Genomic DNA, 23,141 nt, shown 5'->3' on the forward strand with positions numbered 1-23,141 from the left:
ATTCCGGCCGCCGCAGTATCCAACGAAGGTTTTTTCTCGATGACCGTGTCAGCCAGCATCCGGCCCGCGCGCAAGAAGCTTCCGGCCCGCTACAACGCCATTGTGCTGCCGCTGATCCTTTCGGTGCTGATGACCTGCATCGTCTCGGCCATCTCGACACTTACCAGCATCGGCCTCGTCGAGGGCTTCTGGGAGAAATGGCTGGGCGCCTGGGGCATTTCCTGGATGATTGCCTTCCCGACGCTGCTGCTGGTGCTGCCCCTCGTGCGCCGTATCGTCGCCGCCCTGGTCGAGCAGCCGGGCCGCTGAGCATTCAGATCGGTTTTTCGTCAGAGCCGTTTCTCAAACGCCACCAATCCGTCGTTACGCGCGGTTTCCCTGAAGCCAAGGCGCAGCAGGACCTGCTGGGAAGCGACATTGGGAATGTCGGTGGCGGCAACAACGGTATGGCGGCCGCAGCGTTTCGCTATTTCAATTGCGGCCGTGGCGGCTTCGGTGGCATAGCCGCGGCGCCGGTAGTCGGGCAGCAGCGCGTACATCAATTGCAGCACGCCGCGGACGGGAAGAAATCCGGCGATGCCGATGATCCTAAAGGCTCCGTTCTGCGCTGCACGAAGCCGCAGACTCCGAAGCCGCAGACTCCACAGGCCTAAGGCGCCTTGGGCAAACCGCGCTTCGCTGGCGGCGATCTCCTGCTCCATCCACTCGCGCGGCATGATCTTGTCGTCGCAGAGATCGCGGCGCACGGCCGGATGCTGGAACAGGGCGAGTAATTCGTCGCAATCGTCTGCGGCGAAGGGCAGCAGAAGAAGGTGCTCGGTCTGGATGGCCTCAGCTCTTTTTTCCTCGGCCATGCTTTTTTGTCATGTTTTTTGCAGGCAGACGGCGAAGAAGCCATCCATGCCGCCGCGTTCGGCCCACATGGAGGGCAGGGTGCGCAGGCAGCCATCCTTTGTGACGGCTTCCGCCGGAAGGCCGAGCTTGGCGGCATCGACCGGCAGCAGCTTCGCGCCGGGCAGGGCGCGCAAAGCATCCAGATGCTGCTCGCCTTCTTCCGGCTGCAGCGAACAGACGCAGTAAACCATGCGGCCTTCGGGCCGCAGCATGGTCCAGGCCTGGCTGATCAACCGGCGCTGTAGCTGGCTGAGCTTGGCCACATCGGCTTCGCTTTTGAGATGCGGCAGGTCCGGGTGGCGCCGGATCGTCCCGGTCGCCGAGCAGGGCGCATCCAGCAGCACGGCATCGAAGGCCTCCGGCGGCAGCCAGGTCTCAATATCGGCGGTGACGATGGCAGCCATCACGCGCATCCGCTCCAGATTCTGCCGCAGCCTGTCCAGCCGCGCCTCCGACCGGTCGATGGCGGTCACCGCGCCGCCTGCCACGGCCAGCTGGATCGTCTTGCCGCCCGGCGCGGCACAAAGATCGGCGACGGTGCGGTGCTGGAGATCGCCCAGCAGCCGCGCCGGCAGGGCGGCGGCGGCATCCTGTATCCACCAGCCGCCTTCGGCATAGCCGGGCAGCGTATCCACCGCGCCAGGCGCCATCCGGCGCAGGCTGCCGGTCGGCAGCACTTCGGCCTCCAGAATGTTGGCCCAGCCATGCACATCGCTCTGCACGCTGATATCGAGCGGCGCTTCCTGCAGATGCGCTTGGGCGATGGCGCGCGCTGCTGCTTCGCCATAGGCCGCAGTCCAGCTTTGCCACAGCCAGCCCGGCGTGTTCAGTCTGGCGGCGTCCTGCGCGGCCGTCACGCTCTTGCCCTCGTTTGCCACCCGGCGCAGCACGGCATTGACCAGGCCGCGCGCCCTGCTCTGATCCGGCGGCAAGGTCTCCACTGCGCCATGCACGGCGGCATGCGGTGGCGTTTCCAGAAACAGCAATTCCGCCGTGCCGACCCGCAGCGCCTGCCCCGGCCGGCCCTTCGGCCATAACGACAGGAAGCCGCGCAGCACGGCATCGATCTGGCCGCGGCGGCGCAGGGCGGTGGCGACCAGCCGGCGCACGAAGGCGCGGTCGCGGTCGCTCAAGTCGCGGAAGCCGCTTTTGGCATCGGCCAGGGCCTCGTCGAGGGGGCGTCCCCGCTCCAGCACCATGCCGAGCAGGCCGGCCGCGACCGTTCTTGAATTGGGCGAGACTGACATTGTCGCTGTTCTAGACCTCGCTTCGGTTATAGTCGAGGGCAAGCGGGGGAAGCGGAATGACCAAGCTAGGCCTGAACGAAGCGCGAGCCATCCTGGCGGAGAACTTTCCGCCCTGGATCCGCGAGCTGAATCTGCGCTTTGAAAGCATCGAGCCCGGCCGCGTCGTGGTCCGCCTGCCCAATAACCCCAAACTGGCCCGGCTGGGCGGTATTTTATGCGGGCAGGCGATCATGGCGGTGGCGGATACGGCGATGGTCTTTGCGGTTTCATCGTCGCTGCAGAAATTCACTGACATGGCGACCGTGACCCAGACCACCAGCTTCTTCCGCGCCGTGGCCGATATCGACGTGCTGTGCGAGGCCCGCCTCCTGCGGCTGGGCCGCAGCCTTGCTTTCGGAGAGGCCGTGTTTCGCAGTGTCGAACGCGAGGATCCCTTCGCCCAGGCCAGCCTGACCTATGCCTTGCTGGTGCGGAAATGATCCTGTGATTTGGGCCTGATCCCGGTCTAATCCGCTGTATTCGCAAGGAATTCGTGGCAAAAGGAAGGCAGGGCGCTTGCTTGGCGCGGGCGCTGGAACCTGCTAATCCTGCCGCCATGCCGCAACAGCCGACCCGAATCGCTCCATCCATCCTGTCCGCCGATTTCGCCCAGCTGGGCGCGGAGGTCGCCGCCATAGACAAGGCCGGCGCCGACTACATCCATATTGATGTGATGGACGGGCATTTCGTGCCGAACCTGACCATCGGCCCCGGCGTGGTGGCGGCCCTGCGCAAGCACACGGCCAAACCCTTCGACGTGCATCTGATGATCTCGCCCGTCGATGCCTTCGTGCCGCAATTCGCCGAAGCCGGCGCCGACATCATCACCGTGCATCCGGAAGCCGGCCCGCATGTGCATCGCACCTTGCAGCTCATCAAGAGCCTCGGCAAGAAGGCCGGACTGTCGCTCAATCCCGGCACGCCGGTGGAAGTCGCGCTGACCGTGCTGGATATGCTCGACCTCGTTCTGGTGATGAGCGTCAATCCGGGCTTTGGCGGGCAGAAATTCATCGCCACCCAGCTTGAGAAGGTGAAGGTGCTGCGCCAGGCGATCGACAGGTCCGGTCGCCAGATCGACCTTGAGATCGATGGTGGCATCAATGCCGAGACGGCGCAGCTGGCTGTTGATGCCGGCGCCGATGTGCTGGTCGCCGGCACGGCCACCTTCCAGGGCGGCCCGTCGGCTTATGCCAGCAACATCGCGCGGGTCCGTGCCGTGCGCGCAACCGTGTGAGCCGAGGTGCGGTCTTGGGCGTGGCTTCAGCCTCGCTGAAGGATACTTTCCAGCTTCGTCTGCTGCGGCGTCTTGGCGGTGCCGTTTTTGCGACGCGGTTATCGACCTTGCTGCTGCCACGGCAGGCGCCGCTGGAACTGCCGGTGCTGCCCGACGATCCCTGGCCCGGCAGCACTGCGAATGCCGATCGTCTGTTCCAGGGCCGTTTTCTGTTTGCCGGTGTCGAGGTGCTCTCGCCCCATGCCGCGCCGTGGAGCAATCCGGCGACCCTGACGCCCGAGCAGCTCAATCTCGATCGCGACAGTTTTGCCGCCTGGGCGGCCGAGCTGCATGGTTTCGCCTGGCTGCGCGACTTTGCCGCGCAGGGCGGCGACATGGCGCAGCGCATGTCGCGCTCTTTGGTGCAGTCCTGGCTTGATCATCATCAGCGCATACACGGTCTGGCCTGGCGCGCCGACATCGCCGGGCGCCGCCTCATGCATTGGCTCGGCCATGGCCATTTTCTGCTGGAGGCAGCAGATGAGCGCTTCGCGCATGATTTCCTGCTCGGCATCGCCCGGCATGCGGCCTATCTGAAATATGCAGCTCCCCTTGCGCCGCCCGGCTTGCCGCGACTGTCGGCCTTGCTGGCGCTCGCCTATGCGGCCGAATGCCTGCCGCAGGAAAACGCCAAGAAGGGTGCGGCGATCCGTGATCTTTGTGCCACGCTGGAAAGCCAGATCCTTGCCGATGGCGGCCATGTCTCGCGCAATCCGGCACAGGTGCTGACAATCCTGCGGGATGTGGTCGCTCTGTGGCGCTTCTTGCGTGCCATTGATCCGGAAGGCGCGGCATTGTTGCAGCCTTTCCTGGACCGCATGGCGCCGATGCTGCGCTTCTTCCGCCACGGCGATGGCGGGCTTGCGCTGTTCCATGGCAGCGAGGAAGCGAACCCGGCGCAGATCGATCAGGTGCTGGAATTGTCGGAAGCCAAGGGCAAGCCGCTCAGCTCCGCCAGCCTCAGCCGTTTCGAGCGCGCCACCGCGCGGCGCAGCCTGTTGCTGATCGATGTCGGCTCCCCGCCGCCGCCCGTCATCGGCGCACGCCCGCACCGTGGACTGCTGGCTTTCGAATTCAGCCATGCCAAGGACCGCCTGGTCGTCAATTGCGGTTCGCCGCGCCGGCTGGGCGGCAGCTGGGCCGCAGCGCTGAGCGGCATTGCTGCGCATTCGACCTTGATGCTCGGTCAGCTCGAGCCGTCGCCGCTGGCGCAGGTCAGCACCCGGCGCAACGAGCAGGACGGCGCCGTGTGGTTCGAAATGGAGCATGACGGCTGGTCTGAGGCTTTCCAGGGCCGGCTGCATCGCCGGCGGCTCTATCTTTCAGCCTCGGGCGAGGATCTGCGCGGCGAGGAAACGGTGACGCCGCCGCGTTCGGATGGCATGCCTGTCGAAGCGGTGCTGCGGCTGCATCTGCATCCCAGTGTGCAGGCTTCGGCGCTCGGCAGCGGCGATGCGGTGATCCTGAAAAGCGGCAGCGGCCAGGGCTGGCGTTTCCGAAGCTCCGGCGGCGTGCTGCGGCTGGAGGAAAGCGTGTATTTCGGCTCTGGCGGCGAGGCCCGGCGCACACAGCAGATCGTCATCAGCGGCTTTGCTGGTGCTCAGCCTTTGGTGCTCAAATGGGCGCTGACGAAGGTCGGATGAAAGGCAGCCGCCTGATAAGACTGGCGGATATCCCGCCCCAGCCATGGAAGAATGGCGGCGGCATCACCTACGAAATCGCCGCCGATCCGCCCAGCAATCCAGAAACCAAAGCGGCTTTCGCGGGTTTTCGCTGGCGCATCAGCCGCGCCTTGATCGAGCGCGACGGTCCGTTTTCGGTGTTTCCCGGCATGACGCGCTGGATTCTGCTGCTGGACGGCGAGGGCTTCACGCTGTCATTTTCCGATCGCGCCAAGCTGCATGTCATCCGCCGCCATCATCCGGAGCAGTTTCCCGGCGCTGCACTGGCGCAATGCCGGCTGCAGGCAGGTCCGTGCAGCGTGCTCAACGTGATCGCACGCGAAGACATTGCGCTGCGGGTCAATGTCGTAACCAGCCACGCCCCGTTGCCTTCGCTTGGCCATGCCCTGATTTCCGATCATGGCGTCGGCATACGGCTGGACGAGCGCCATGTGCTGAACGTGGCGCTGCCCTTGGATTGACGAAAGAAATCAGCCCTTCAGGGCGAGCTCGACCAGCGGCTTGATCGCCTTCTGCGGCCGCGGCCCGATCTGCGCGATCACTTCCGCCGCGCAGAGGCTGCCCAGCCGGCCGCAGGCATGCAGGTCGAACTGATGCGTGAAGCCATAAAGGAAGCCGGCCGCATAAAGATCGCCGGCGCCGGTGGTGTCCACCACATTCACATTCGGCACCGCGTCGATGATGTGCACATGATTGTCGGCAAGGATCACCGAGCCGCGTTCGGAGCGGGTCAGCACGGCAATGTCGACATGATGATGCACATGCTGCAGCGCCTCGTCGAAGTCGCGCGCCTCGTAAAGCGATTTGATCTCCGCCTCGTTGGCGAACAGGATATCGATGTGGTTCTCCACCAGGTGGCGGAATTCGGCGCGATGGCGGTCGACGCAGAAACTGTCGGACAGCGTCAGCGCCACCTTGCGCCCGGCCTCGTGCGCCAGCCGCATCACCTTGCGCATCGCGTCCTTGGCGCTGGGCTGATCCCATAGATAGCCTTCCAGATAGGCCACTTCGGCGCGCGCCACCGCCGCCGGGTCGACATCGTCCGGGGAGAGGTCGACGCAGGCGCCAAGATAGGTGTTCATGGTGCGCTGACCATCCGGGGTGATCACGATCATGCTGCGCGCCGTGGACGGCCCTTCCGTGGCGGGCTCGTTTTCGAAGATCACGCCCAGGCCGCGGATTTCGCGCTGGAATACCGAACCCAGCGGGTCGTTGCGCACCCGGCCGATATACTGGACCTTGCCCCCCAGGGCGGCGATGCCGGCCGCCGTGTTCGCCGCCGATCCGCCCGAGGTTTCAATCGTTTCGCCCATCGCGGCATAGATCGCCTCGGCCCGGCCGCCGTCGATCAGCGCCATGCTGCCTTTGACCATGGCATGCTCGTCAAGGAACTCCTCGTCCACCTTGGCCAGCACGTCGACAATGGCATTGCCGATGCAAATCACGTCTACCCGGTCAGCGGTCATGAACGATTGTCCCTTGGTGCAAAAGTAACTTACGGTATCGGGCGGGGGCCGGATTGGCCGATTCCCGGCTTCTCTGTAACCTTTCGTCCCCATCTTGGCAAACGAGGATGATCCATGGATGAGTTGATCCGGATGACGGCCCGCCAGGCGGTGGCTGCTCTGAAGAACCGCGAAGTAACCCCGGCGGAACTGATCGATGCCGCCGCCAAGCGCATCGCCGCTGTCGAGCCTCTGGTCAACGCGCTGCCGACCCTGTGCCTGGATCGCGCCCGCGCCTTCGTCGAAACCCTGGTCGCGCCCGATCCGGCACCGCCTGGCTATCTCTATGGCCTGCCGATCGCGATCAAGGATCTGGTGGAAGTCAAAGGCGTGCGCACCACCTGGGGCAGCCGGGTGTTCGACAAGCATGTATCGGCCCGGTCCGGCTATTCGGTCGAGCGGCTGGAGGCCAACGGTGCTGCCATCATCGCCAAGTCGAACACGCCCGAATTCGGCGCCGGCGCCCAGACCTTCAATGACGTCTTCGGCACCACCACCAATCCATGGAACACCGCGCTGACGCCGGCGGGCTCCTCGGGCGGCTCTGCCGTTGCGGTGGCCACCGGCGAGGTCTGGCTGGCCGATGGCTCCGATCTCGGCGGCTCGCTGCGCACGCCGGCCAGCTTCACCAGCACGGTCGGTTTGCGTCCGTCGCCGGGCCGCGTTGCCGCTGGGCCCAAGGCACTGCCTTTCGATACGATGTCGGTCTATGGGCCGATGGCGCGCAACGTCGCCGACTGCGCGCTGATGTTGGATGCCATGGCGGGCTTCGATCCCCGCGATCCGATCAGCTTCGCCGCGCCGCCCACCTCTTTCGTCGACTCAGTCGACCGCGCGCTGACTGCCGGCGTGCTGCCCTCGCGCTTTGCCGGCGGCTGCCGCATCGGCTGGACGCCCGATCTTGGCATCTGTCCGGTGGATCCGGAAGTGGTGGAGATCTGCGCCCAAGCGGTGCAGCGTCTTGCCAAGCTCGGCGCCCATGTCAGCGACGATGCGCCGGATTTCTCCGGTGCCGAGGAGGCCTTCCAGGTTTTGCGTGCGGCGAATTTCGCTGCCTCAGTTTGGCCCAGAATTGAAGGCAAGACCGAACTGGTGAAACAGGAGGTGATCTGGAATGCGGAGAAGGGCCTGAAGCTGACCGGTGTCGAAGTGGCGCGGGCGAATCAATTGCGCGGCGAAATCTATAACCGCCTCTCGGCTTTCTTCGAGACACATGATTTCCTCTGCCTGCCGACTGCCGTTTCGCCGCCCTTCGATCATCGTAAGCGCTATCTCGACGAGATCGGCGGGCGCAAGTTCGACACCTATATCTCCTGGATCGTGATCACCTTCGCGATCACGTTGACCGGCGCGCCGGCCATTTCGATTCCTGCGGGCTTCACCAAAAGCGGTCTGCCGGTCGGTCTGCAGATTGTCGGTCGCCCGCGCGCGGAGGCGGAACTGCTGGCATTGTCGGCCATCCTCGAAGCTGATCTGGGGCTGGCTGCGCGTCTGCCGATCGATCCCATCGTCGGCAGCGTATGAGCTGAGGACCACGGCCATGATCGCTTCTTCGCTACGTCTGGCGCTGGCGCAATTGCCGGATCCGGCTTTCCGCCGGGTTCTGATCCGCTCGCTGCTGATCAGCGCGGCGATCTTTGCGGTCCTGGCCGTGGGTCTTTGGGTCGGCGTCGCTTCATTGCCGGATACGGGACAGACCTGGATCGACTGGCTGGTTGGTTTTCTTTCCGGCCTGGGCTTTTTCGTCGGCATGTTGCTTCTATTTCCTGCCGTGATGACGGCAGCAATTGGCTTGTTCCTTGACGACATCGCCGATGCGGTGGAGCGCAAATATTATCCGCAGGATGCGCGCGGCCAGCCGTTACCCTTTTGGCCTGCATTATGGGGCAGTATACGCTTTCTGCTTGTTATGCTCGGCATCAACATTCTGCTTCTGCCGATTTATGCGGTGCTGATCTTTTTCCCGCCCTTCATGTATGCGCTGTCGCTGCTGGTGAATGGATTCCTGGTAAGCCGCGAATATTTTGAGGTGGTGGCATGGCGCTATCTGCCGCGTAAGGAAGCCGATCGGCTGCGGCAGCGCCATCGCGGAGATTTATGGTTATGTGGGGCAATTATTGTGCTTCTATTAACCATTCCCCTGATAAACTTCCTTGTCCCGATTGTAGCCACCGCGTTTATGGTGCACGTCTACAAGAGGTTGCGGGCGACGGGTTAAACCGGAGGGGTTTTTACCGGGGAACAGAGGAGTCTCTGCCAATGTTTGGTCGCAAGAAACCAAATCCTGAAAGCGCCGCAGCAACGCCGGCGCCACCCGAGAAGACGGCCGCCCCGAATAAGGCCGCGGAAGACGACGTTCCGCCGATGCCCAGTCATCTGCGCAGCGTCGGTAAGCCTGTTCTGCCCTCCAATTCGCCCTCTAATTCGGGAACCAACACCATGAGCGAGTCGCAAACGCCAACCTTCCGCCCTGAAATCGCCAAGCGTCCCGGCGTCGATCTGCCCAAGGCCGTGGTGCAGGGCACTGCTTCTGCCATGCCGCCATCGTCTGCGAGCAGCAAGAGCGACCATACCGCTGATCCCAAGGTGCTGCTGATCGGCCGCGAGATTTCGCTCAACGGTCAGATCACCGCCTGCGACAAGGTCATCGTCGAAGGCAAGGTCGAGGCCCAGCTGACCGACAGCCGTTTCGTCGAGGTCAGCGAGTCCGGCCAGTTCAAGGGATCGGCCGAAGTGGAAGAAGCCGAGATCCGTGGCCGCTTCGAAGGCCGCTTGAGCGTGCGCGGTCGCCTGCTCATCCGCGGCAGCGGCAAGGTCACGGGCGAGATCGCCTATGGCCAGATCGAGATCGAATGCGGCGGCGAGATTTCCGGCACGGTGCAGACCGTGGCGGCGGGCAGCCGTTCATCCTCGACCTCGGCGGCCGCCGAATAAGACGAGGCGACATTGCCGACCTTTGCGACGCGCGGGACCGTGGTCCCGCGCTTCCTCTTTCTGATCCTGCTGTCTTTGACTGTTGCCGCCTGCGGCATGCGGCAGTCTGGCGAGACGGCTGCCGTTGACGAACCGCTCGATCTTGTTCTGCGTCCTGCGCCCGACAAGCCGGAAAGCAGCGGACCGCGCCGTCCGGTCAGTGCCGATGTGGTGCGCAAGACCGATGCGGAGGCGCGTGCCCTGTTCGGCTCGCCCGTCACCTTGCGGCGCGAGCCGCCGGGAGAAGTCTGGCAGTATCTGGCCGAATCGCCGCGCTGCAGCTTGCTGCTGTTTCTCTATCCCGATGAAGACGGCAGCCGTGCCGGGCGTCTGCGCGTTACCCATGCCCAGGTGCTGAGCCGTGTGCGCGGCCAGACCGTGGATGATTCCGAATGTCTCGCGGCCTTGCTGAAGACGCCGATCCCCACGGTGGAGCCGGCGCCGCCGACGCCGACCTCCTAACCGCGTAGACCGATGCGCTGCGCGAAGCCGGCGTAATCGATGGCCCTGGCGCCCAGCCGCGCATCGTTTCTCAGCGCCTTGTCGTTCGTGACCAGCAGATCGCAGCTTTTCGCCGCGATGCGCGCCAGCATTTCGTCGCGCGACATATAGGTGATGTCATCCTCGATGGCGTTTGATGGTTCGATCGTCTCAGCGCTTAGCGCACGATGAAGATCGAGCAGCGCGCGTTGCCGCGTCCTGTTTCTGATCTGCCGGATTTCGTCTTCCTGGATCGGCGTCGTCACGATGGACAATTCGCCCGCTGCGATCTTCTTCTGCAGAAGCGGCAGATCGCCGGCGGCGAGGATCGCATCATAGGCATTGGTGTCGAACATCACGCGCAACACCATCGCCGCGCCTCCTGCTTTTTAGTCCGGCGCCTTGGTCTTCGGCTTGAAGGCGCAAAGATCGGCAACGATGCAGCGCCAGCATTCCGGCCGCCGCGCCTTGCAGATATAGCGGCCATGCAGGATCAGCCAGTGATGGGCATGCTGCATGTATTTGTCCGGCACGATCTTCAGAAGATCCAGCTCCACGGCCAGGGGTGTCTTGCCCTTCGACAGGCCGATGCGGTTGGCAAGGCGGAAGATATGGGTGTCCACCGCCATGGTCTTTTCGCCCCAGACAACATTTAGCACCACATTCGCCGTCTTGCGGCCCACGCCGGGCAAAGCTTCCAGCGCTTCGCGCTCGCGCGGCACTTCGCCTTTGTATTTGTCGACCAGGATCTGCGACAGCGCGATCACGTTCTTGGCCTTGGAGTTGAACAGACCAATGGTCTTGATGTGCTCCTTCAGGCCGGCCTCGCCGAGTTTCAGCATCTGCTGCGGCGTCGTGACCTTCTTGAACAGGGCATCGGTCGCCCTGTTCACACCGGCATCGGTCGCCTGGGCCGACAGCACCACGGCAACCAGCAACGTATAGGCGTTGACGTAGTTCAGCTCCGTCTTCGGATGCGGATCGGCGGCAGCAAAGCGAGCAAAGAGTTGTTCGACGGCGGCTGGTTTCATCTTGGGCTGGGGCTTGGCAGAAGCAGGCGGGTCAGGAGATGTTTAGTCCGTGATTCATCGGCCCGGCAAGGTCATTGCGCTGTTTGTCCTGTCGCTCGCAACGCTGCCCGCTGGCGCGTTCGCCGCGGCGCAATCCTCCTGCCGGCTGCCCGCCCGCATCGAAGCCGCGCCTTGCGCAAAGAGGGAAGCATCGCGCGGCGAGGCTGGCGATTTCGACTATTACATCCTCAGCCTGAGCTGGTCGCCGGCCTTCTGTAACAGCGCGGCCGGGCGCCGCCATGGCACGCAATGCCGCGACAATCGCTTCGGCTGGGTCGTTCACGGCCTATGGCCGCAGTATGAAAAGGCGAGGGGTGTCACGCCGCCCTGGCCGCAATATTGCGCATCCGTTGCGCCGCTGCCTGCGCCTTTGCTGCGCCGGCATCTCTGCACCCTGCCTGACGCGCAATTGATGCAATGCCAATGGGCCAAGCATGGCAGCTGCAGCGGCTTTTCCGATCCGGCGGACTATTTTGCTGCCATCGAGGCCCTGCGCAGCCGTTTCGTTCTGCCGGAACCATCTGGCAGCGCCGCGGATTTGAGCCGGGCGGTGGCAGCAGCCAATCCAGGCCTGAGGCGCAGCCATGTCCGGGTGGTGCGCAAGGACGGCCGGATCGCCGAACTGCGGATCTGTCTCAGCCGAAATTTGCAGCAGACCGTCAACTGCGGCTGATGCCTGAGGGCGATATTGCCGTCTGATTCTGCATCATAAAGTGGCAAAACGCATAATTTTTCGGCAGTAAAGCTTGCGAAAGCGGGGCCTTACCCGCATCGTACCGCCCTCCGCCTGCAGGGTAATGCCGTCATAAGAACCCACGGCCCCTGCAGCACCGTCCCGTAGAAATGCCCGAGAGTAGAAAGACAACGATCATGCTCGCCAATGCGCTGACCCGTCTCGACGAAGCCGCCGCCCATCTGAACATCGACAGCGATGTGCTGGAGAAGCTGAAATTCCCGCGCGAGACGACGCAGGTGCGCCTGATGATCCGCATGGATGACGGCTCTCGGAAGTCCTTCATGGCCTGGCGCTGCCGCTATGACGACACGCGCGGCCCGACCAAGGGCGGCATCCGTTTCCATCCCGACGCCTCCGCCGACGAGGTTGAGACGCTGGCTTTCTGGATGACTTTCAAATGCGCGGTGATGAACCTGCCCTATGGCGGCGGCAAGGGCGCCATCAAGGTCGATCCGCATGCCCTGTCGAAAGCCGAGCTGGAGCGCCTGTCGCGCGCCTATATCCAGGCCTTTTCGCGGATCATCGGGCCGGATCGCGATATCCCGGCGCCGGACGTCTACACCAATTCGATGATCATGGGCTGGATGGCCGACGAATATTCCTCGATCGTCGGCGCCACCACCCCGGCGGTGATCACCGGCAAGCCGATTGCGCTCGGCGGCTCGCTGGGCCGCGAGGATGCGACGGCGCGCGGCGGCTTCTACCTCATCCGCCGGCTGGCCAAGGAACTGGGCCTTGAGCTTGGCGCCCGCGTCGCCGTGCAGGGCTTTGGCAATGCCGGCCAGCATATCGCCCGCCTGATGGCCGGCGACGGCTACCGCGTCGTGGCGGTCTCGGATTCGCGCGGCTGCCTGCATAATCCGGCCGGCCTCGATGTGGCGGCGGCGATTGCGGCCAAGAAGGAAGGCGGCCTGGCCGCGCTGGGCCAGGTCAAGGGCAATGAATGGCTGCCGCCGGAAGCGGCGATCGGCATCGATTGCGACGTGCTGGTGCCGGCCGCGCTGGAGGACATGATCCACAAGGACAATGCGGAAGAGGTGAAGGCGAAGATCGTGCTGGAACTGGCCAACGGCCCGATCACGCCCGAGGCCGACAAGCTGCTGGCCCAGCGCGGCATCGTGGTGCTGCCCGACATTCTCGCCAATGCCGGCGGTGTCACCGTCTCCTATTTCGAGTGGGTGCAGAACCGCCAGGGCTATTACTGGACGGTGGAAGAGGTGCATCAGCGTCTGAAGGCGGTGATGGAGACGGAAGGCTGGGCGATCTGGCAGCGGTCCAAGGAACTGGGCATCACCATGCGCAGCGCCGCTTATGTCCATGCCCTGGCAAGGCTGGCCCAGGCGATTGAGGCGCACGGCACCCAGCAATTCTTCACCGCCTAAGGGGGAAACAGCGGGCGGGTCCAATTCTTGCGAATTCTTGCAGTGAGAGAATTGACCTAGCTTCTTTCTACCGGCATCGCTATACTATCCTGAGTTGGGCAAATCACCTCAGGGTAGTGAATTGGCGCGTACCACGGAGCAAGCCAGGGTTCGCCGGGAAACGCTGCGTCTTCTGGCCGAGGTCGAGAAGGAAGGCATCGACATCGTCGATCGCTACCAGAACGGCCGCGACCTGGGGCGGGCGCGCTATCAGGATTTCCGCCGCTTCGTCGAGAAGGTCGACCATTTCTACGTCTTCATCGACCTGGTCGAGGAGCGCCTGCCGCAATTCGACCCGGACAAGCAGGAAGCCCTGGCCAAGCATCTGGCCGAGATCCGCTGGCGCATCGTCATCGTCGAGGTCGATACCACCCAGGTCTTTCTGCTGTGCATCGGCCAGAGCAGGCAGCCCTGGCCGCTGGGCAGCCGCGAATTCCTCCAGCGCCGCCTGGTGCGGCTTGGCGAGATTGCCGAATTCTACAACCAGTATGGCGAGCGGTATCAGCTGCCGGCTCTGGGTGAGGAACTGCTAACGGCTGTGACCGAGCTGCTGAAGTCGCAGATCGCCCGCGCGCCGGGCCTGGAAGACTTCACTGCCGATGCCGCGATGGCGGAGATTTCCGCCACGCCAGCCATTCCGCGCCGCCGCCGCAAACTGCCGGCGCCTGCGCCGGCTCTGCCGACGAAGCCGCGCGCGGTCTTCCGCATCAAGGAAATGGCCGGGCGCTATTACGCCGACCGCGACGCGATCGTTGCCGTGGCCGATGCCTGCCGCGTGGCGCAGGTCAGCATGGATCAGCTGGCGGTGAAGCTCGGCATCAGCCGGCCGGCGCTGGTGCTGATTCTGAACGGCACCGATCCGATGTCGAACACGATGGTCGAGCAGCTGCGCGGTTTCGTGACGCAGCAGGCGCTGGCTTAATCGCTAGAATTCGACGTCGAGCTCGTCGAGCTCTTCCGGCTCGGCCTTCGCGGCCGCGACCCATTCCTGCATCAGCGGCCAGGCCATGACGTGCCGGCAATATTCGGCGCAATCGCGATCCAGCGGCACGTCGTAAGTCAGAAAGCGCGTGCAGACCGGCGCATACATCGCATCGGCGAGCGTCGGCGCCTTGCCGAACAGCCATGGTCCGCCATAGGCCGCGAAGCAGTCGCGCCAGATCGCGATGACGCGGTCGATATCGGCCTGCGCGCCGGCCCAGACCTTGAAGCCCGGATAATGCGCCTTGAGGTTCATCGGCAGCGCCGAGCGCAGATTCGAGAAGCCCGAATGCATCTCGCCGCTGACCGAGCGGCAATGGGCGCGGGCGACCTGATCGGCGGGCAGCAGCCCGGCTTCCGGATGCAGCTCGCGCAGGTATTCGGCAATGGCCAGCGTATCCCAGACCGAGACGGCGCCATGGGTAAGCCGGGGCACCAGGAAGCTGGGGGAGAGCAGCAGCAGTTCCGCCCGCGTGGACGGATCGTCGCTGGGCATCATTTTTTCTTCGAAATCCAAGCCTGCCATGCGGCAGAGCAGCCAGCCCCGGAGGCTCCAGGATGAATAATTCTTGCTGCTGATGGTCAGCGTGGCCTGGGCCATGGCGGGCTTCCTGGGCGTTTCCGGGCGGCAGATGACCGCCACAGGTTACTGCACTTATATCTCGCATTGCAGCAAAAATTAATCTAGCCTTTTTGCAATGCGGTGTGGGGTGGGTGGCCGGTGCCCGGCCGTCCGACGCCTGCGCCTGCAGGATCGTCTTCACCCAAGGTTCCGCCCGAACCGCATGCTGTATCTGGCCTATCAGACCCACGCCAACATGATGGCCCCGTTCCGGGCGCTGGCGCGCCATGCGCTGCCGGCCTGGAGCCATGCGGCGACGAACGGGCAGAAGCACAACCCGCTGGTGCGCGGCACGGCGGCGGCGCTGGAGATGATCGCCCGCGCGGGCCTGTCGCATGGAAGGCCGGATTTCGGCATCAAAACGGTGCCGGTCGGCAACCGCGAGGTGGCGGTGACGGAAGAAGCGGTGCTGAAGACGCCGTTCGGCACGCTGCTGCATTTCAGGAAGGATACCAGCCAGGCGCAGCCGCGCGTGCTGGTCGTCGCGCCGCTTTCGGGCCATTTCGCGACGCTGTTGCGCGACACCGTGCGCGTGCTGCTGTCGGAACACGACGTCTACATCACCGACTGGCACAATGCGCGCGACATTCCGCTGCATGAAGGCCGCTTCGGCTTCGACGAATATGTCGAGCATCTGATCCGTTTCCTGGAAACAATCGGCCCCGGCGCGCATCTGGTGGCGGTCTGCCAGCCCTGCGTGCAGGCTCTGGTCGCGACCTCGCTGATGTCGCAGGACGGCAACAAGGCCGTGCCGCGCTCGATGACATTGATGGCCGGGCCGATCGACTGCCGCATCAATCCGACCAAGGTGAACGAGCTCGCCACTGACCGCTCGATCGAATGGTTCCGCCACAACATGATCTCGACGGTACCCTTCGGCCTGCCGGGCGCAGGAAGGCAGGTCTATCCGGGCTTTTTGCAGCTCACGGCCTTCATGAGCATGAACCTTGATCGCCATGTGAAGGCGCATGCGGCGCTGTTCAATGATCTGGCATGCGGCGATATCGAGAAGGCGGCGACCACCAAGGAATTCTACGACGAATATTTCGCCGTGCTGGACCTGACCGCGGAATTCTATCTCGAGACGGTGCAGTGGGTGTTCCAGGAATACCGCCTGGCCAAGGGCGAGCTGGAATACAAGGGCCGCAAGGTGGACCCGTCCGCCATCCGCCGCACGGCTTTGCTGACCGTGGAAGGCGAGCGCGACGATATCTGCGCCATCGGCCAGACCATGGCGGCGCATGACCTGTGCCGCAACATCCGCCCCTACATGAAGCGGCATCACCTGCAGGCCGGCGTCGGCCATTACGGCGTGTTCAGTGGCCGCAAATGGCAGAACCAGATCTATCCGATCCTGCGCAACGTGATCCTGGCCAGCGATTAAAGCCGTTTAAGGCCGGTTTCCGGCGGCTTAAGGCATCTGAATTTCTTAAATCATTGATAATACTGGAAAGAGACTGGCTGAGAGCAGTTGCGAGCCATTGCAGCCAATGCGTCCCTTCGACGCCAAGGGGATGCCAAGACGCGCCAAGACAAAGTCCAAGCGGGGCCAGTTCCGTCGGTTCAGTCCCGCCAGCTATCCCATTGAGACGTTGAGCAGTCGATTGCCTACCGCCCCTCTGCAGTCAGGAGCAGGTCGGTGTGGCCGCTGCGTTTCACGATGGACGACAGCGGCAAGGTGGATGAAACAAGATGAGAATATCGCGCCGACGCTTCCGGTCAGCCTAATTCGCCGTTAGCTATGGGCAGCGAGTCACGCCAACCGGATCATCAACAACAAACACGAGGAAACGCAATGCAAGCCGCTTGGTACACGCAGAACGGCGCCGCCCGGGATGTCCTGATCGTCGGCGAGCAGCCCAAGCCCGCGCCACAGGCCGGCGAAGTGCTGGTGCGGCTGCATGCATCGGGCGTCAATCCATCGGATGTGAAAAGCCGCCGCGGCCGGCCCTTGGTCGGGCCCATCGTCATTCCGCATAGCGACGGCGCCGGCGTGATCGAAGCGGTGGGCGAGGGCGTGGCGGCTTCGCGTGTGGGCGAGCGTGTCTGGATCTGGAACGGCCAGTGGCAGCGGCCATTCGGCACGGCGGCGGAATATATCGCGCTGCCGGCGATGCAGGCCGTGCCGCTGCAGGAGGGGATTGATTTCGCCGTCGCATCCTGCTTCGGCATTCCTGCGCTGACCGCGATCCAGGCCGTGCGCCTGGCCGAGCAGGCGCTTGCCGGCATACCGGCGCGGCCCAAGCCGCCAAGCGTGCTGGTCACTGGTGCTGCTTCCGCCGTGGGGCATTACGTGACGCAGATCGCAGCCCGGCATGAAGGCTGGCGCGTGATCGGCACGGCATCTGCGAAACGCGCAGCCATCGCGCGCGAAGCCGGCGCGGCGGAGGTAATCGATTACAGGAGCGAAGACGTTGCCGCGCGTGTGCTGGCGCTGACCGAGAACCGCGGCGTGGATGCAATCATCGACATGGATCTGTCCACCACCGCGCCGTTGCTGGCCAGGGGCGCGCTGACGCCGCATGGCACGCTGGTCTGCTATGGCTCGAATGCGATGGGCGATCAGCCGGTGCCGTTCCGCGACCTGCTGTTCCGCAGCCTGACCTTGAAATTCTTCGTCGTCTATGAACTGACGCAGCCGGACCGGCAGGCAGTGCTGAACGATCTCGATGCGCTGCTCAAAACCGGGCTGCTTAGCACCCGCATCGCCGCCCGCCTGCCACTGTAGAAGATTGCCGAAGCGCATGAGCTGGTGGAGCAGGGCGCCGATGGAAATGTGGTGCTGGAAGATCGCAGACAAATGTATGGTTGAGAGAAACTTAGGATTATCTAATTGTCGTCCAGAGGTATATCAGGAATCCGCCGCCGCATGCGAAGTCCCGCTATCCCTGAAGTTTTGTGAGCCTCTCGGGACCATAACTGTGCGACCTGCCGGATCCATTGTTGTTCGGGCGCCAAATCCGGATCTCGAATAGATACAGTATAGCGCTGCTTAAGTGCAGAACTAATCCAGTGCCAATTCCGGACCGGGGATAGTTTCCATTGCTGAACGAATTTCTCCGGATTAATCGTAACTAGGACCGGCACGTCAGCATATGTGTTGTTGCCTGTTCGAGTGTGGCATAGGACCTCGAAAAATTGCTGTCCGTCCTCCATCATTGCAGCGAGTACTGCTTCGCCACATTCCGGTAACAGCCTATCGCGTTCCGCAGTGCGGGCCTTTAGAAGATATTTCCGCAACATTTCGAATCGTTCTTTATACTCCTCTTGGATCCAAAACGTGTATCCATGGGCGCCATCTCGAACCTCTTCGCGCCAGCGATAGGTCATTTCACGAGGGGGCAATCTTCCAGTCTCCAAGATATCGTCGATATAGTTGCGGCATTCTTCAACAACGCCATCAACATCCTTGGCGAGGATGCCGTTGGTGGCTAAGAGCATTCGTAGCGCAAAGATATGAAGTAATTCGCCTGGATCGGTGACTTCGCGATTTTCGAATTGGCGCTCCATGTCTTGGATGCCTTTTTGAACGATGTCATCTTCTAATTCTTCAAAGTTCATCACGATCCGCCACGGCGGGCCGGAGGTCTGTTTAATAAAATATCGGCTGATCTGCAGCGCTGACTGTATATCAGCGCCGTTGAAATGGCCGCGTATCAGCATCGAAATTAAAAGTTCTTCTGGAAGGAGCTCGCTATCTAGCTGGATCGTGGTATATCGCTCCTGAGCAATCATATGCTGTGGCTTATCGTCAGCATCTTCTTTTGCCTTCTCTCCAGCTCTTTCTATTTTCCTCGCAAAATAACGAAGTAGTCGTGAGGAACGATTGCGAAGGTCCTTCTCCTGAAGGCGGCCGCAGCGAATTTCGAAGCTAAATGCGCAAAATAGTTTCGTGAGCTCTGATATAGCTGCCGGATGCGCGACCTGCTCTGGCGTTAGCAAGTTAAACAGGCGCACTAAATCTTTCACGACCTGCCGCAAAATGCGCAGAGAGTGAACCTCCGAAGCCAAAAATATTTCTAGAATATTTTTGCGTTGTTCTATCAGGAGATTTCGAGCGACACCATCTGGTACCTCAGTAACGAAAGTATCAAAAGCGGCCTCAGTTTGCGGTTCTATGCGGATGGTTTGTCCAATAACTTTTTCTTTTTGAGAAATCAGATGGTCAGCGATTTTTTCGTCGTGGGCAATAATAATGACGCGACAGCCAAAGTGCTCAACGTAACGATTTATTACGCCAAGCAGTTCCTCCATCCCAACTTTGCAGCGCTCCAGATCATCAAAAATTATTGGGCGATCATTTTTTACTTTCTCTCCTAGTATTGCATCCATAAGTGCAGAAGGAAGGCCGCCTAAGTTGATGCCAAATACTCCCAGCTCCGCGCCCGAATCTTTTGCCGTTTCCGAAACGTGTTTGATAAATCCCTTAGTCGGAAACATGGCTGCATAAACCGCGGCGGTTATGCGCTCGGGGGAGTTTAGTCCGAAGAGGCTAACGTAATAGTACTTGTTTGGGCCCAGGGCTTGGCGCACTTGGTAGGTTTTGCCTGTGCCCCAATCACCTGTTACCAAAACGGCAAATCGTGGTTCCGAAAGACTGCAAAAATATTCAAGGTAGTCAGCGAGTGGGCTCTTGTGCCCATCTGATGCATTGGTGTTCTTCGGCATTTTCGGTAGGTCACGACCTTTCAATTTGCGTCGTATAAGTTCAAGTGCGTTGCAAATCTTCTGTGCCATTTTAATGTCACCACTAACGTTCTGTAAGTTATCAATTGGCAGGATGGTCACAATATGTGGCTGCCGTTGCCGCGGCAGGCAGCGGGGTAGGGAGAGTGTAAAACGAGAGGCGGCCATGATTGAAGACGGCAGGATCTTTCTCGGCGCCGGCGCGAACGGGCCGCAATGGCTGGAACTGCGCTATGCCAACCGTCATGGCCTGGTGGCGGGCGCGACAGGCACCGGCAAGACGATCACCTTGCGCATCATGGCGGAGAGTTTTTCCGCGGCCGGCGTGCCGGTCTTCGCCGCCGACATCAAGGGGGATTTAAGCGGCGTCGGCCTGGCCGGATCGGCCGAGGGCAAAGCCTTTCTTGCCAAACGCGCCGAAGAGATCGGCTTTGCGCAGGCCTATCACTTCGAAGGCTTTCCCGTGGCCTACTGGGATCTGTTTGGCCGGCAGGGTCACCCGGTACGCACGACGATTTCGGAGATGGGGCCGCTGCTGCTGTCGCGGTTGCTTGATCTGAACGACACGCAGGAAGGCGTGATCAATGTCGCCTTCAATCTGGCCGACGAGCAGAAGCTGCTGCTGCTCGATCTGAAGGACCTCCGCGCGATGCTGACCTTCATCGCCGAGCAGGCCGAGGCCTTGCGCACCACTTATGGCAATATCTCTGCGGCATCGGTGGGCGCGATCCAGCGGAAGCTGCTGACCTTGGAAAACGAGGGCGCAGCGCATTTCTTCGGCGAGCCGGCATTGGAGCTGAGCGATTTCATGCGCGTGGATTCTGACGGCCGCGGCGTGATCAACCTGCTGGCCGCCGATCAACTCATGGCGTCCCCTAAGCTTTATGCCACCTTCCTGCTCTGGCTGCTGTCGGAACTGTTCGAGACGCTGCCCGAGGTGGGCGATCTGGACAAGCCGAAGCTCGTCTTCTTCTTCGACGAGGCGCATCTTCTGTTCAATGATGCGCCGAAGGCGCTGCTGGAGAAAGTAACGCAGGTGGTGCGGCTGGTGCGTTCCAAAGGCGTTGGCGTGTATTTCGTGACCCAAAACCCGGCCGATATCCCCGAGCCGGTGCTGGCGCAGCTTGGCAACCGCATCCAGCATGCCTTACGCGCCTATACGCCGGCCGAACGCAAGGCGATCCGTGCCGCCGCCGAAAGCTTCCGTCCCAATCCGGCTTTCAAGACCGAGGATGCGATCACTGAACTCGCCGTGGGCGAGGCGCTGGTTTCCACCCTGCTGGACAAGGGCGTGCCCGGCATCGTGGAGCGCACGCTGATCCGCCCGCCATCCTCGCGGCTGGAGCCGCTGAGCGCAGTCGAACGCGCGGCGGCGCTGGCTGGCAGCGCCATGGCCGGGAAATATGACCGCAGCATCGACAGCCACTCAGCCTATGAGATGCTGCAGGCGCGGGTGGAAAGCGGCGCGCAGACGTCGACGGCTGCCCAGCTTTCACGCAGCAGTTCGGTGCCGCCATCCGGGCCATGGGGGCGTCAGAAGGACGCGGAAGAAAAGCGCAGCAGCGGCGCGGCCGCCAAAAGAGGCAGCCGCGCGCCGGCGCGCCCGCGCTCAGACTCCATGGTGGAAACGACGATGAAAAGCGTGCTGCGCACCGCCGGCCGCGAAATCACCCGCAGCATCGTGCGGGGACTGCTGGGGTCGTGGAAGAGGTAGGGGGCGAGACGCTTCTTGCTAATGGGCATATTATATTTCGCGTACCCGGCCGATGAGTATTCGGCTATGATCCCCCGGAAGGTTATTCTCAGGAGTGGTCCAGAAGACGACTCCGACTGGGGGGAGGCGGCCATGCGTTTCCGGCTTACTTACGAGGGGCCTTTACGCCCGTCACAAACACACCCCGCCAACTCCCCAAAGCCGGAGCCTCTTTCAGAGCACAAATTTAAGGTGAGGCGTCAGTTCCACGGGCAGCTTAAGCGGTTGTGGGAAACCAACCGGATTCTGACATCGTATATGGTTGACCCAAAGAAAACTGCCGACACCCTGCGACACCCAGCGGTGCCGAAACTCTCGTCCGACGATATGTTTGGCGTGGATGAGGGATCGCTCATCACCCTGCACGATTCCCTGTACGGTCAGTACAGGAGGAATGATTTCAACTTCATACCTCTGGTGACTGAACGCCTTCAGACTCTTTGCTCGATTTCGATACTCTTTCTCCGACGCGACAACCAGGTTGGCAGCGTGTTTCACAAAGGGGATATCGACAACCGGATTAAGACCCTGATAGACGGGCTGACGATGCCGGGCGTTCCAAATCAGTTCGGCAACAATGTCCCCCAAGCGGGGGAAGACCCGTTCTACTGCCTACTCGAAGATGACCGGTTAATTTCCCACATCGACGCTGAAGCGGATGTGCTTTTAGACCCACCAAAGCCCGGCGAAATTGATGACAACTGGGTTAGAGCGATAGTTACTGTAGAGTTGCGCCCATACTTCGTGACGGCCCATAACTTAGCGTTTAGCTAATGTGCTTGGACGCTTAACCCGAACGCGGTCAAATGCCTTATCCAGCGCGCCATCAGACTCATCTGCTTCCACCGCTCTCGCGGCTTCCTTGAAGCGCTCTATCTGGTTTTTGTCCGGCTCTTTTGGCTTAGGTTTATCGGTCATCTCTTATTCTCCATGCGCTTGATCATCGCCAGTCGTTTGAACCGGCGAATCTGGCGCTCAGTGTATTTCTTCCGCTTCTTCTTACGCCCCACGAGTTGTTTGATAGGTGAGCCGCTTGCCAACCACGCCCCGGATCGCAAGCTTGGTGCGCTCTACATCATCAACGCCAAGGCCAGAGCGGTTGGAGTAGCGGAAATCAAACTCCGCGAGGTACCGCTGTAAATGGTTCTCCCCGCAATGCTGATAGGTGCCGCGCATCCCGCGCTTGAACACCGAGAAATAACCCTCAACGGTGTTGGTGGTTACGTCACCGCGAGCATATCCCTTGCGGCTGTGGTTCACAGTCTCGTGGCTGGCAAACTCCTTGCCGATGCGCGGATACATGCGGGCTTCATCGGTCACAAGGCGCGACGCGGTATCTGCGTTCTGGGTGATAAACTCGCGGGCCTGCTTCGCGGTGATGTGTTCGGCCTTCATCGAGCGGGCGCGGCCATTGCGCTCCACAAGGGTCAGAACCTTAATCTTGCCGCCGGTGCCGCTTTCGCCAACCCAACCGCGACTAGTCTTGAAGATGGCGCGACCAGGGCCGAGGAAGGTTTCGTCGGCTTCGATCACTTCACCCTCGCCACCAAGCGGGCCTTCCGAGGGGTCAACCTTCATCGCCTCGCGGATGCGGTGCGACATAAACCACGCGGTCTTGAGGGTAACGCCCAAGGTCCGGTGAAGCTGGTTGCTGCTGATGCCCTTCTTGCTGGAGCACATCAGGTAGATGGCCTGAAGCCACAGGTTCATCTTGACGTGGCTGGCTTCAAAGATGGTGCCGATCTTCACGGTAAAGGGCTTCCGGCAGCCGTAGCACTT

The 23,141-nt window shown here is 62.0% G+C and carries 25 protein-coding genes; 16 read left to right on the forward strand and 9 right to left on the reverse strand.

What is annotated here, in order from left to right:
* Window positions 1-39 precede the first annotated feature (39 nt).
* Window positions 40-309, forward strand: coding sequence for a DUF2798 domain-containing protein (locus Q0603_RS19170; protein WP_298728739.1), 270 nt, complete (start codon window positions 40-42; stop codon window positions 307-309).
* Window positions 310-329: 20 nt separating this feature from the next.
* Here Q0603_RS19170 and Q0603_RS19175 read toward each other — a convergent pair whose 3' ends face one another.
* A complete protein-coding gene (locus Q0603_RS19175) occupies window positions 330-854 on the reverse strand; it encodes a GNAT family N-acetyltransferase (protein ID WP_298728741.1) in 525 nt (174 codons plus the stop codon).
* A gap of 9 nt (window positions 855-863) precedes the next feature.
* Window positions 864-2,141, reverse strand: a complete 1,278-nt coding sequence (locus Q0603_RS19180) for a transcription antitermination factor NusB (RefSeq protein ID WP_298728743.1) — start codon at window positions 2,139-2,141, stop codon at window positions 864-866.
* 56 nt (window positions 2,142-2,197) lie between these two features.
* On the opposite strand from Q0603_RS19180, the gene Q0603_RS19185 reads away from it, so the two are divergent.
* The 4 genes from Q0603_RS19185 to Q0603_RS19200 all read left to right on the forward strand — a co-directional run bounded on the left by Q0603_RS19185 (window position 2,198) and on the right by Q0603_RS19200 (window position 5,596).
* Window positions 2,198-2,620, forward strand: a complete 423-nt coding sequence (locus Q0603_RS19185) for a PaaI family thioesterase (protein ID WP_298728744.1) — start codon at window positions 2,198-2,200, stop codon at window positions 2,618-2,620.
* A gap of 116 nt (window positions 2,621-2,736) precedes the next feature.
* On the forward strand, window positions 2,737-3,414 hold the full coding sequence (gene rpe, locus Q0603_RS19190) for a ribulose-phosphate 3-epimerase (protein WP_298728779.1): 678 nt from the start codon (window positions 2,737-2,739) through the stop codon (window positions 3,412-3,414).
* A gap of 20 nt (window positions 3,415-3,434) precedes the next feature.
* Window positions 3,435-5,096 (forward strand): heparinase II/III family protein, encoded by a 1,662-nt coding sequence (locus tag Q0603_RS19195; RefSeq protein ID WP_298728781.1) that lies wholly within the window; start codon window positions 3,435-3,437, stop codon window positions 5,094-5,096.
* A complete protein-coding gene (locus Q0603_RS19200; protein ID WP_298728746.1) occupies window positions 5,093-5,596 on the forward strand; it encodes a HutD family protein in 504 nt (167 codons plus the stop codon). The genes Q0603_RS19195 and Q0603_RS19200 overlap by 4 nt, the downstream gene beginning before the upstream one ends.
* 9 nt (window positions 5,597-5,605) lie before the next feature.
* Here Q0603_RS19200 and Q0603_RS19205 read toward each other — a convergent pair whose 3' ends face one another.
* Window positions 5,606-6,601, reverse strand: coding sequence for an adenosine kinase (locus tag Q0603_RS19205; RefSeq protein ID WP_298728748.1), 996 nt, complete (start codon window positions 6,599-6,601; stop codon window positions 5,606-5,608).
* 114 nt (window positions 6,602-6,715) lie between these two features.
* Between Q0603_RS19205 and Q0603_RS19210 the strand changes: the two genes are divergently transcribed.
* The 4 genes from Q0603_RS19210 (at window position 6,716) to Q0603_RS19225 (ending at window position 10,075) form a co-directional block, all read left to right on the forward strand.
* Window positions 6,716-8,164 carry an amidase family protein gene (locus Q0603_RS19210; RefSeq protein WP_298728749.1) on the forward strand — a complete coding sequence of 483 codons (1,449 nt, stop codon included), beginning with the start codon at window positions 6,716-6,718 and terminating at the stop codon, window positions 8,162-8,164.
* Between the two features lie 16 nt (window positions 8,165-8,180).
* On the forward strand, window positions 8,181-8,858 hold the full coding sequence (locus Q0603_RS19215) for an EI24 domain-containing protein (RefSeq protein ID WP_298728751.1): 678 nt from the start codon (window positions 8,181-8,183) through the stop codon (window positions 8,856-8,858).
* Between the two features lie 221 nt (window positions 8,859-9,079).
* On the forward strand, window positions 9,080-9,574 hold the full coding sequence (locus Q0603_RS19220) for a polymer-forming cytoskeletal protein (RefSeq protein WP_298728755.1): 495 nt from the start codon (window positions 9,080-9,082) through the stop codon (window positions 9,572-9,574).
* Between the two features lie 12 nt (window positions 9,575-9,586).
* On the forward strand, window positions 9,587-10,075 hold the full coding sequence (locus Q0603_RS19225) for a hypothetical protein (protein ID WP_298728756.1): 489 nt from the start codon (window positions 9,587-9,589) through the stop codon (window positions 10,073-10,075).
* On the opposite strand, the gene Q0603_RS19230 is transcribed toward Q0603_RS19225, so the two are convergent.
* On the reverse strand, window positions 10,072-10,464 hold the full coding sequence (locus Q0603_RS19230; RefSeq protein ID WP_298728757.1) for a hypothetical protein: 393 nt from the start codon (window positions 10,462-10,464) through the stop codon (window positions 10,072-10,074). The two genes, Q0603_RS19225 and Q0603_RS19230, sit on opposite strands and share 4 nt — an antisense overlap.
* An 18-nt stretch (window positions 10,465-10,482) precedes the next feature.
* Entirely contained in the window at window positions 10,483-11,124 is a 642-nt protein-coding gene (nth, locus tag Q0603_RS19235; protein WP_298728758.1) for an endonuclease III, read from the reverse strand.
* 49 nt (window positions 11,125-11,173) lie between these two features.
* Between nth and Q0603_RS19240 the strand changes: the two genes are divergently transcribed.
* From Q0603_RS19240 to Q0603_RS19250, 3 genes are all read left to right on the forward strand, one after another.
* Complete coding sequence (locus Q0603_RS19240) at window positions 11,174-11,836, forward strand: hypothetical protein (RefSeq protein WP_298728759.1); 663 nt, start codon at window positions 11,174-11,176, stop codon at window positions 11,834-11,836.
* A 197-nt stretch (window positions 11,837-12,033) separates the two neighbouring features.
* The gene (locus Q0603_RS19245) at window positions 12,034-13,281 is read left to right on the forward strand and encodes a Glu/Leu/Phe/Val dehydrogenase (protein ID WP_298728761.1); all 1,248 of its coding nucleotides are present in this window, start codon (window positions 12,034-12,036) and stop codon (window positions 13,279-13,281) included.
* A 121-nt stretch (window positions 13,282-13,402) separates the two neighbouring features.
* Window positions 13,403-14,242, forward strand: a complete 840-nt coding sequence (locus tag Q0603_RS19250) for a hypothetical protein (RefSeq protein ID WP_298728762.1) — start codon at window positions 13,403-13,405, stop codon at window positions 14,240-14,242.
* A 3-nt stretch (window positions 14,243-14,245) separates the two neighbouring features.
* Here the strand turns inward: Q0603_RS19250 and Q0603_RS19255 are convergent, their stop codons facing one another.
* On the reverse strand, window positions 14,246-14,902 hold the full coding sequence (locus tag Q0603_RS19255) for a glutathione S-transferase family protein (protein ID WP_298728766.1): 657 nt from the start codon (window positions 14,900-14,902) through the stop codon (window positions 14,246-14,248).
* Between the two features lie 184 nt (window positions 14,903-15,086).
* On the opposite strand from Q0603_RS19255, the gene phaZ reads away from it, so the two are divergent.
* Both phaZ and Q0603_RS19265 read left to right on the forward strand, forming a co-directional pair.
* Window positions 15,087-16,307 carry a polyhydroxyalkanoate depolymerase gene (gene phaZ, locus Q0603_RS19260; protein ID WP_298728768.1) on the forward strand — a complete coding sequence of 407 codons (1,221 nt, stop codon included), beginning with the start codon at window positions 15,087-15,089 and terminating at the stop codon, window positions 16,305-16,307.
* 411 nt (window positions 16,308-16,718) lie between these two features.
* The gene (locus Q0603_RS19265) at window positions 16,719-17,651 is read left to right on the forward strand and encodes an NADPH:quinone reductase (RefSeq protein ID WP_298728769.1); all 933 of its coding nucleotides are present in this window, start codon (window positions 16,719-16,721) and stop codon (window positions 17,649-17,651) included.
* A gap of 101 nt (window positions 17,652-17,752) precedes the next feature.
* Here Q0603_RS19265 and Q0603_RS19270 read toward each other — a convergent pair whose 3' ends face one another.
* Entirely contained in the window at window positions 17,753-19,711 is a 1,959-nt protein-coding gene (locus Q0603_RS19270) for a hypothetical protein (RefSeq protein WP_298728770.1), read from the reverse strand.
* Window positions 19,712-19,775: 64 nt separating this feature from the next.
* Here Q0603_RS19270 and Q0603_RS19275 point away from each other — a divergent pair, with 64 nt between their 5' ends.
* Window positions 19,776-21,323, forward strand: coding sequence for a helicase HerA-like domain-containing protein (locus Q0603_RS19275; protein ID WP_298728772.1), 1,548 nt, complete (start codon window positions 19,776-19,778; stop codon window positions 21,321-21,323).
* Between the two features lie 132 nt (window positions 21,324-21,455).
* Window positions 21,456-22,136, forward strand: a complete 681-nt coding sequence (locus Q0603_RS19280; RefSeq protein ID WP_298728773.1) for a hypothetical protein — start codon at window positions 21,456-21,458, stop codon at window positions 22,134-22,136.
* On the opposite strand, the gene Q0603_RS19285 is transcribed toward Q0603_RS19280, so the two are convergent.
* Both Q0603_RS19285 and Q0603_RS19290 read right to left on the reverse strand, forming a co-directional pair.
* The gene (locus tag Q0603_RS19285) at window positions 22,122-22,280 is read right to left on the reverse strand and encodes a hypothetical protein (RefSeq protein WP_298728775.1); all 159 of its coding nucleotides are present in this window, start codon (window positions 22,278-22,280) and stop codon (window positions 22,122-22,124) included. The genes Q0603_RS19280 and Q0603_RS19285 overlap by 15 nt on opposite strands.
* A gap of 81 nt (window positions 22,281-22,361) precedes the next feature.
* Window positions 22,362-23,141: IS1595 family transposase (locus Q0603_RS19290; protein ID WP_298728777.1), on the reverse strand; the 780-nt coding region annotated here is incomplete at its 5' end.

The sequence above is a fragment of the uncultured Ferrovibrio sp. genome (genome assembly GCF_937960835.1).
Classification (GTDB): domain Bacteria; phylum Pseudomonadota; class Alphaproteobacteria; order Ferrovibrionales; family Ferrovibrionaceae; genus Ferrovibrio.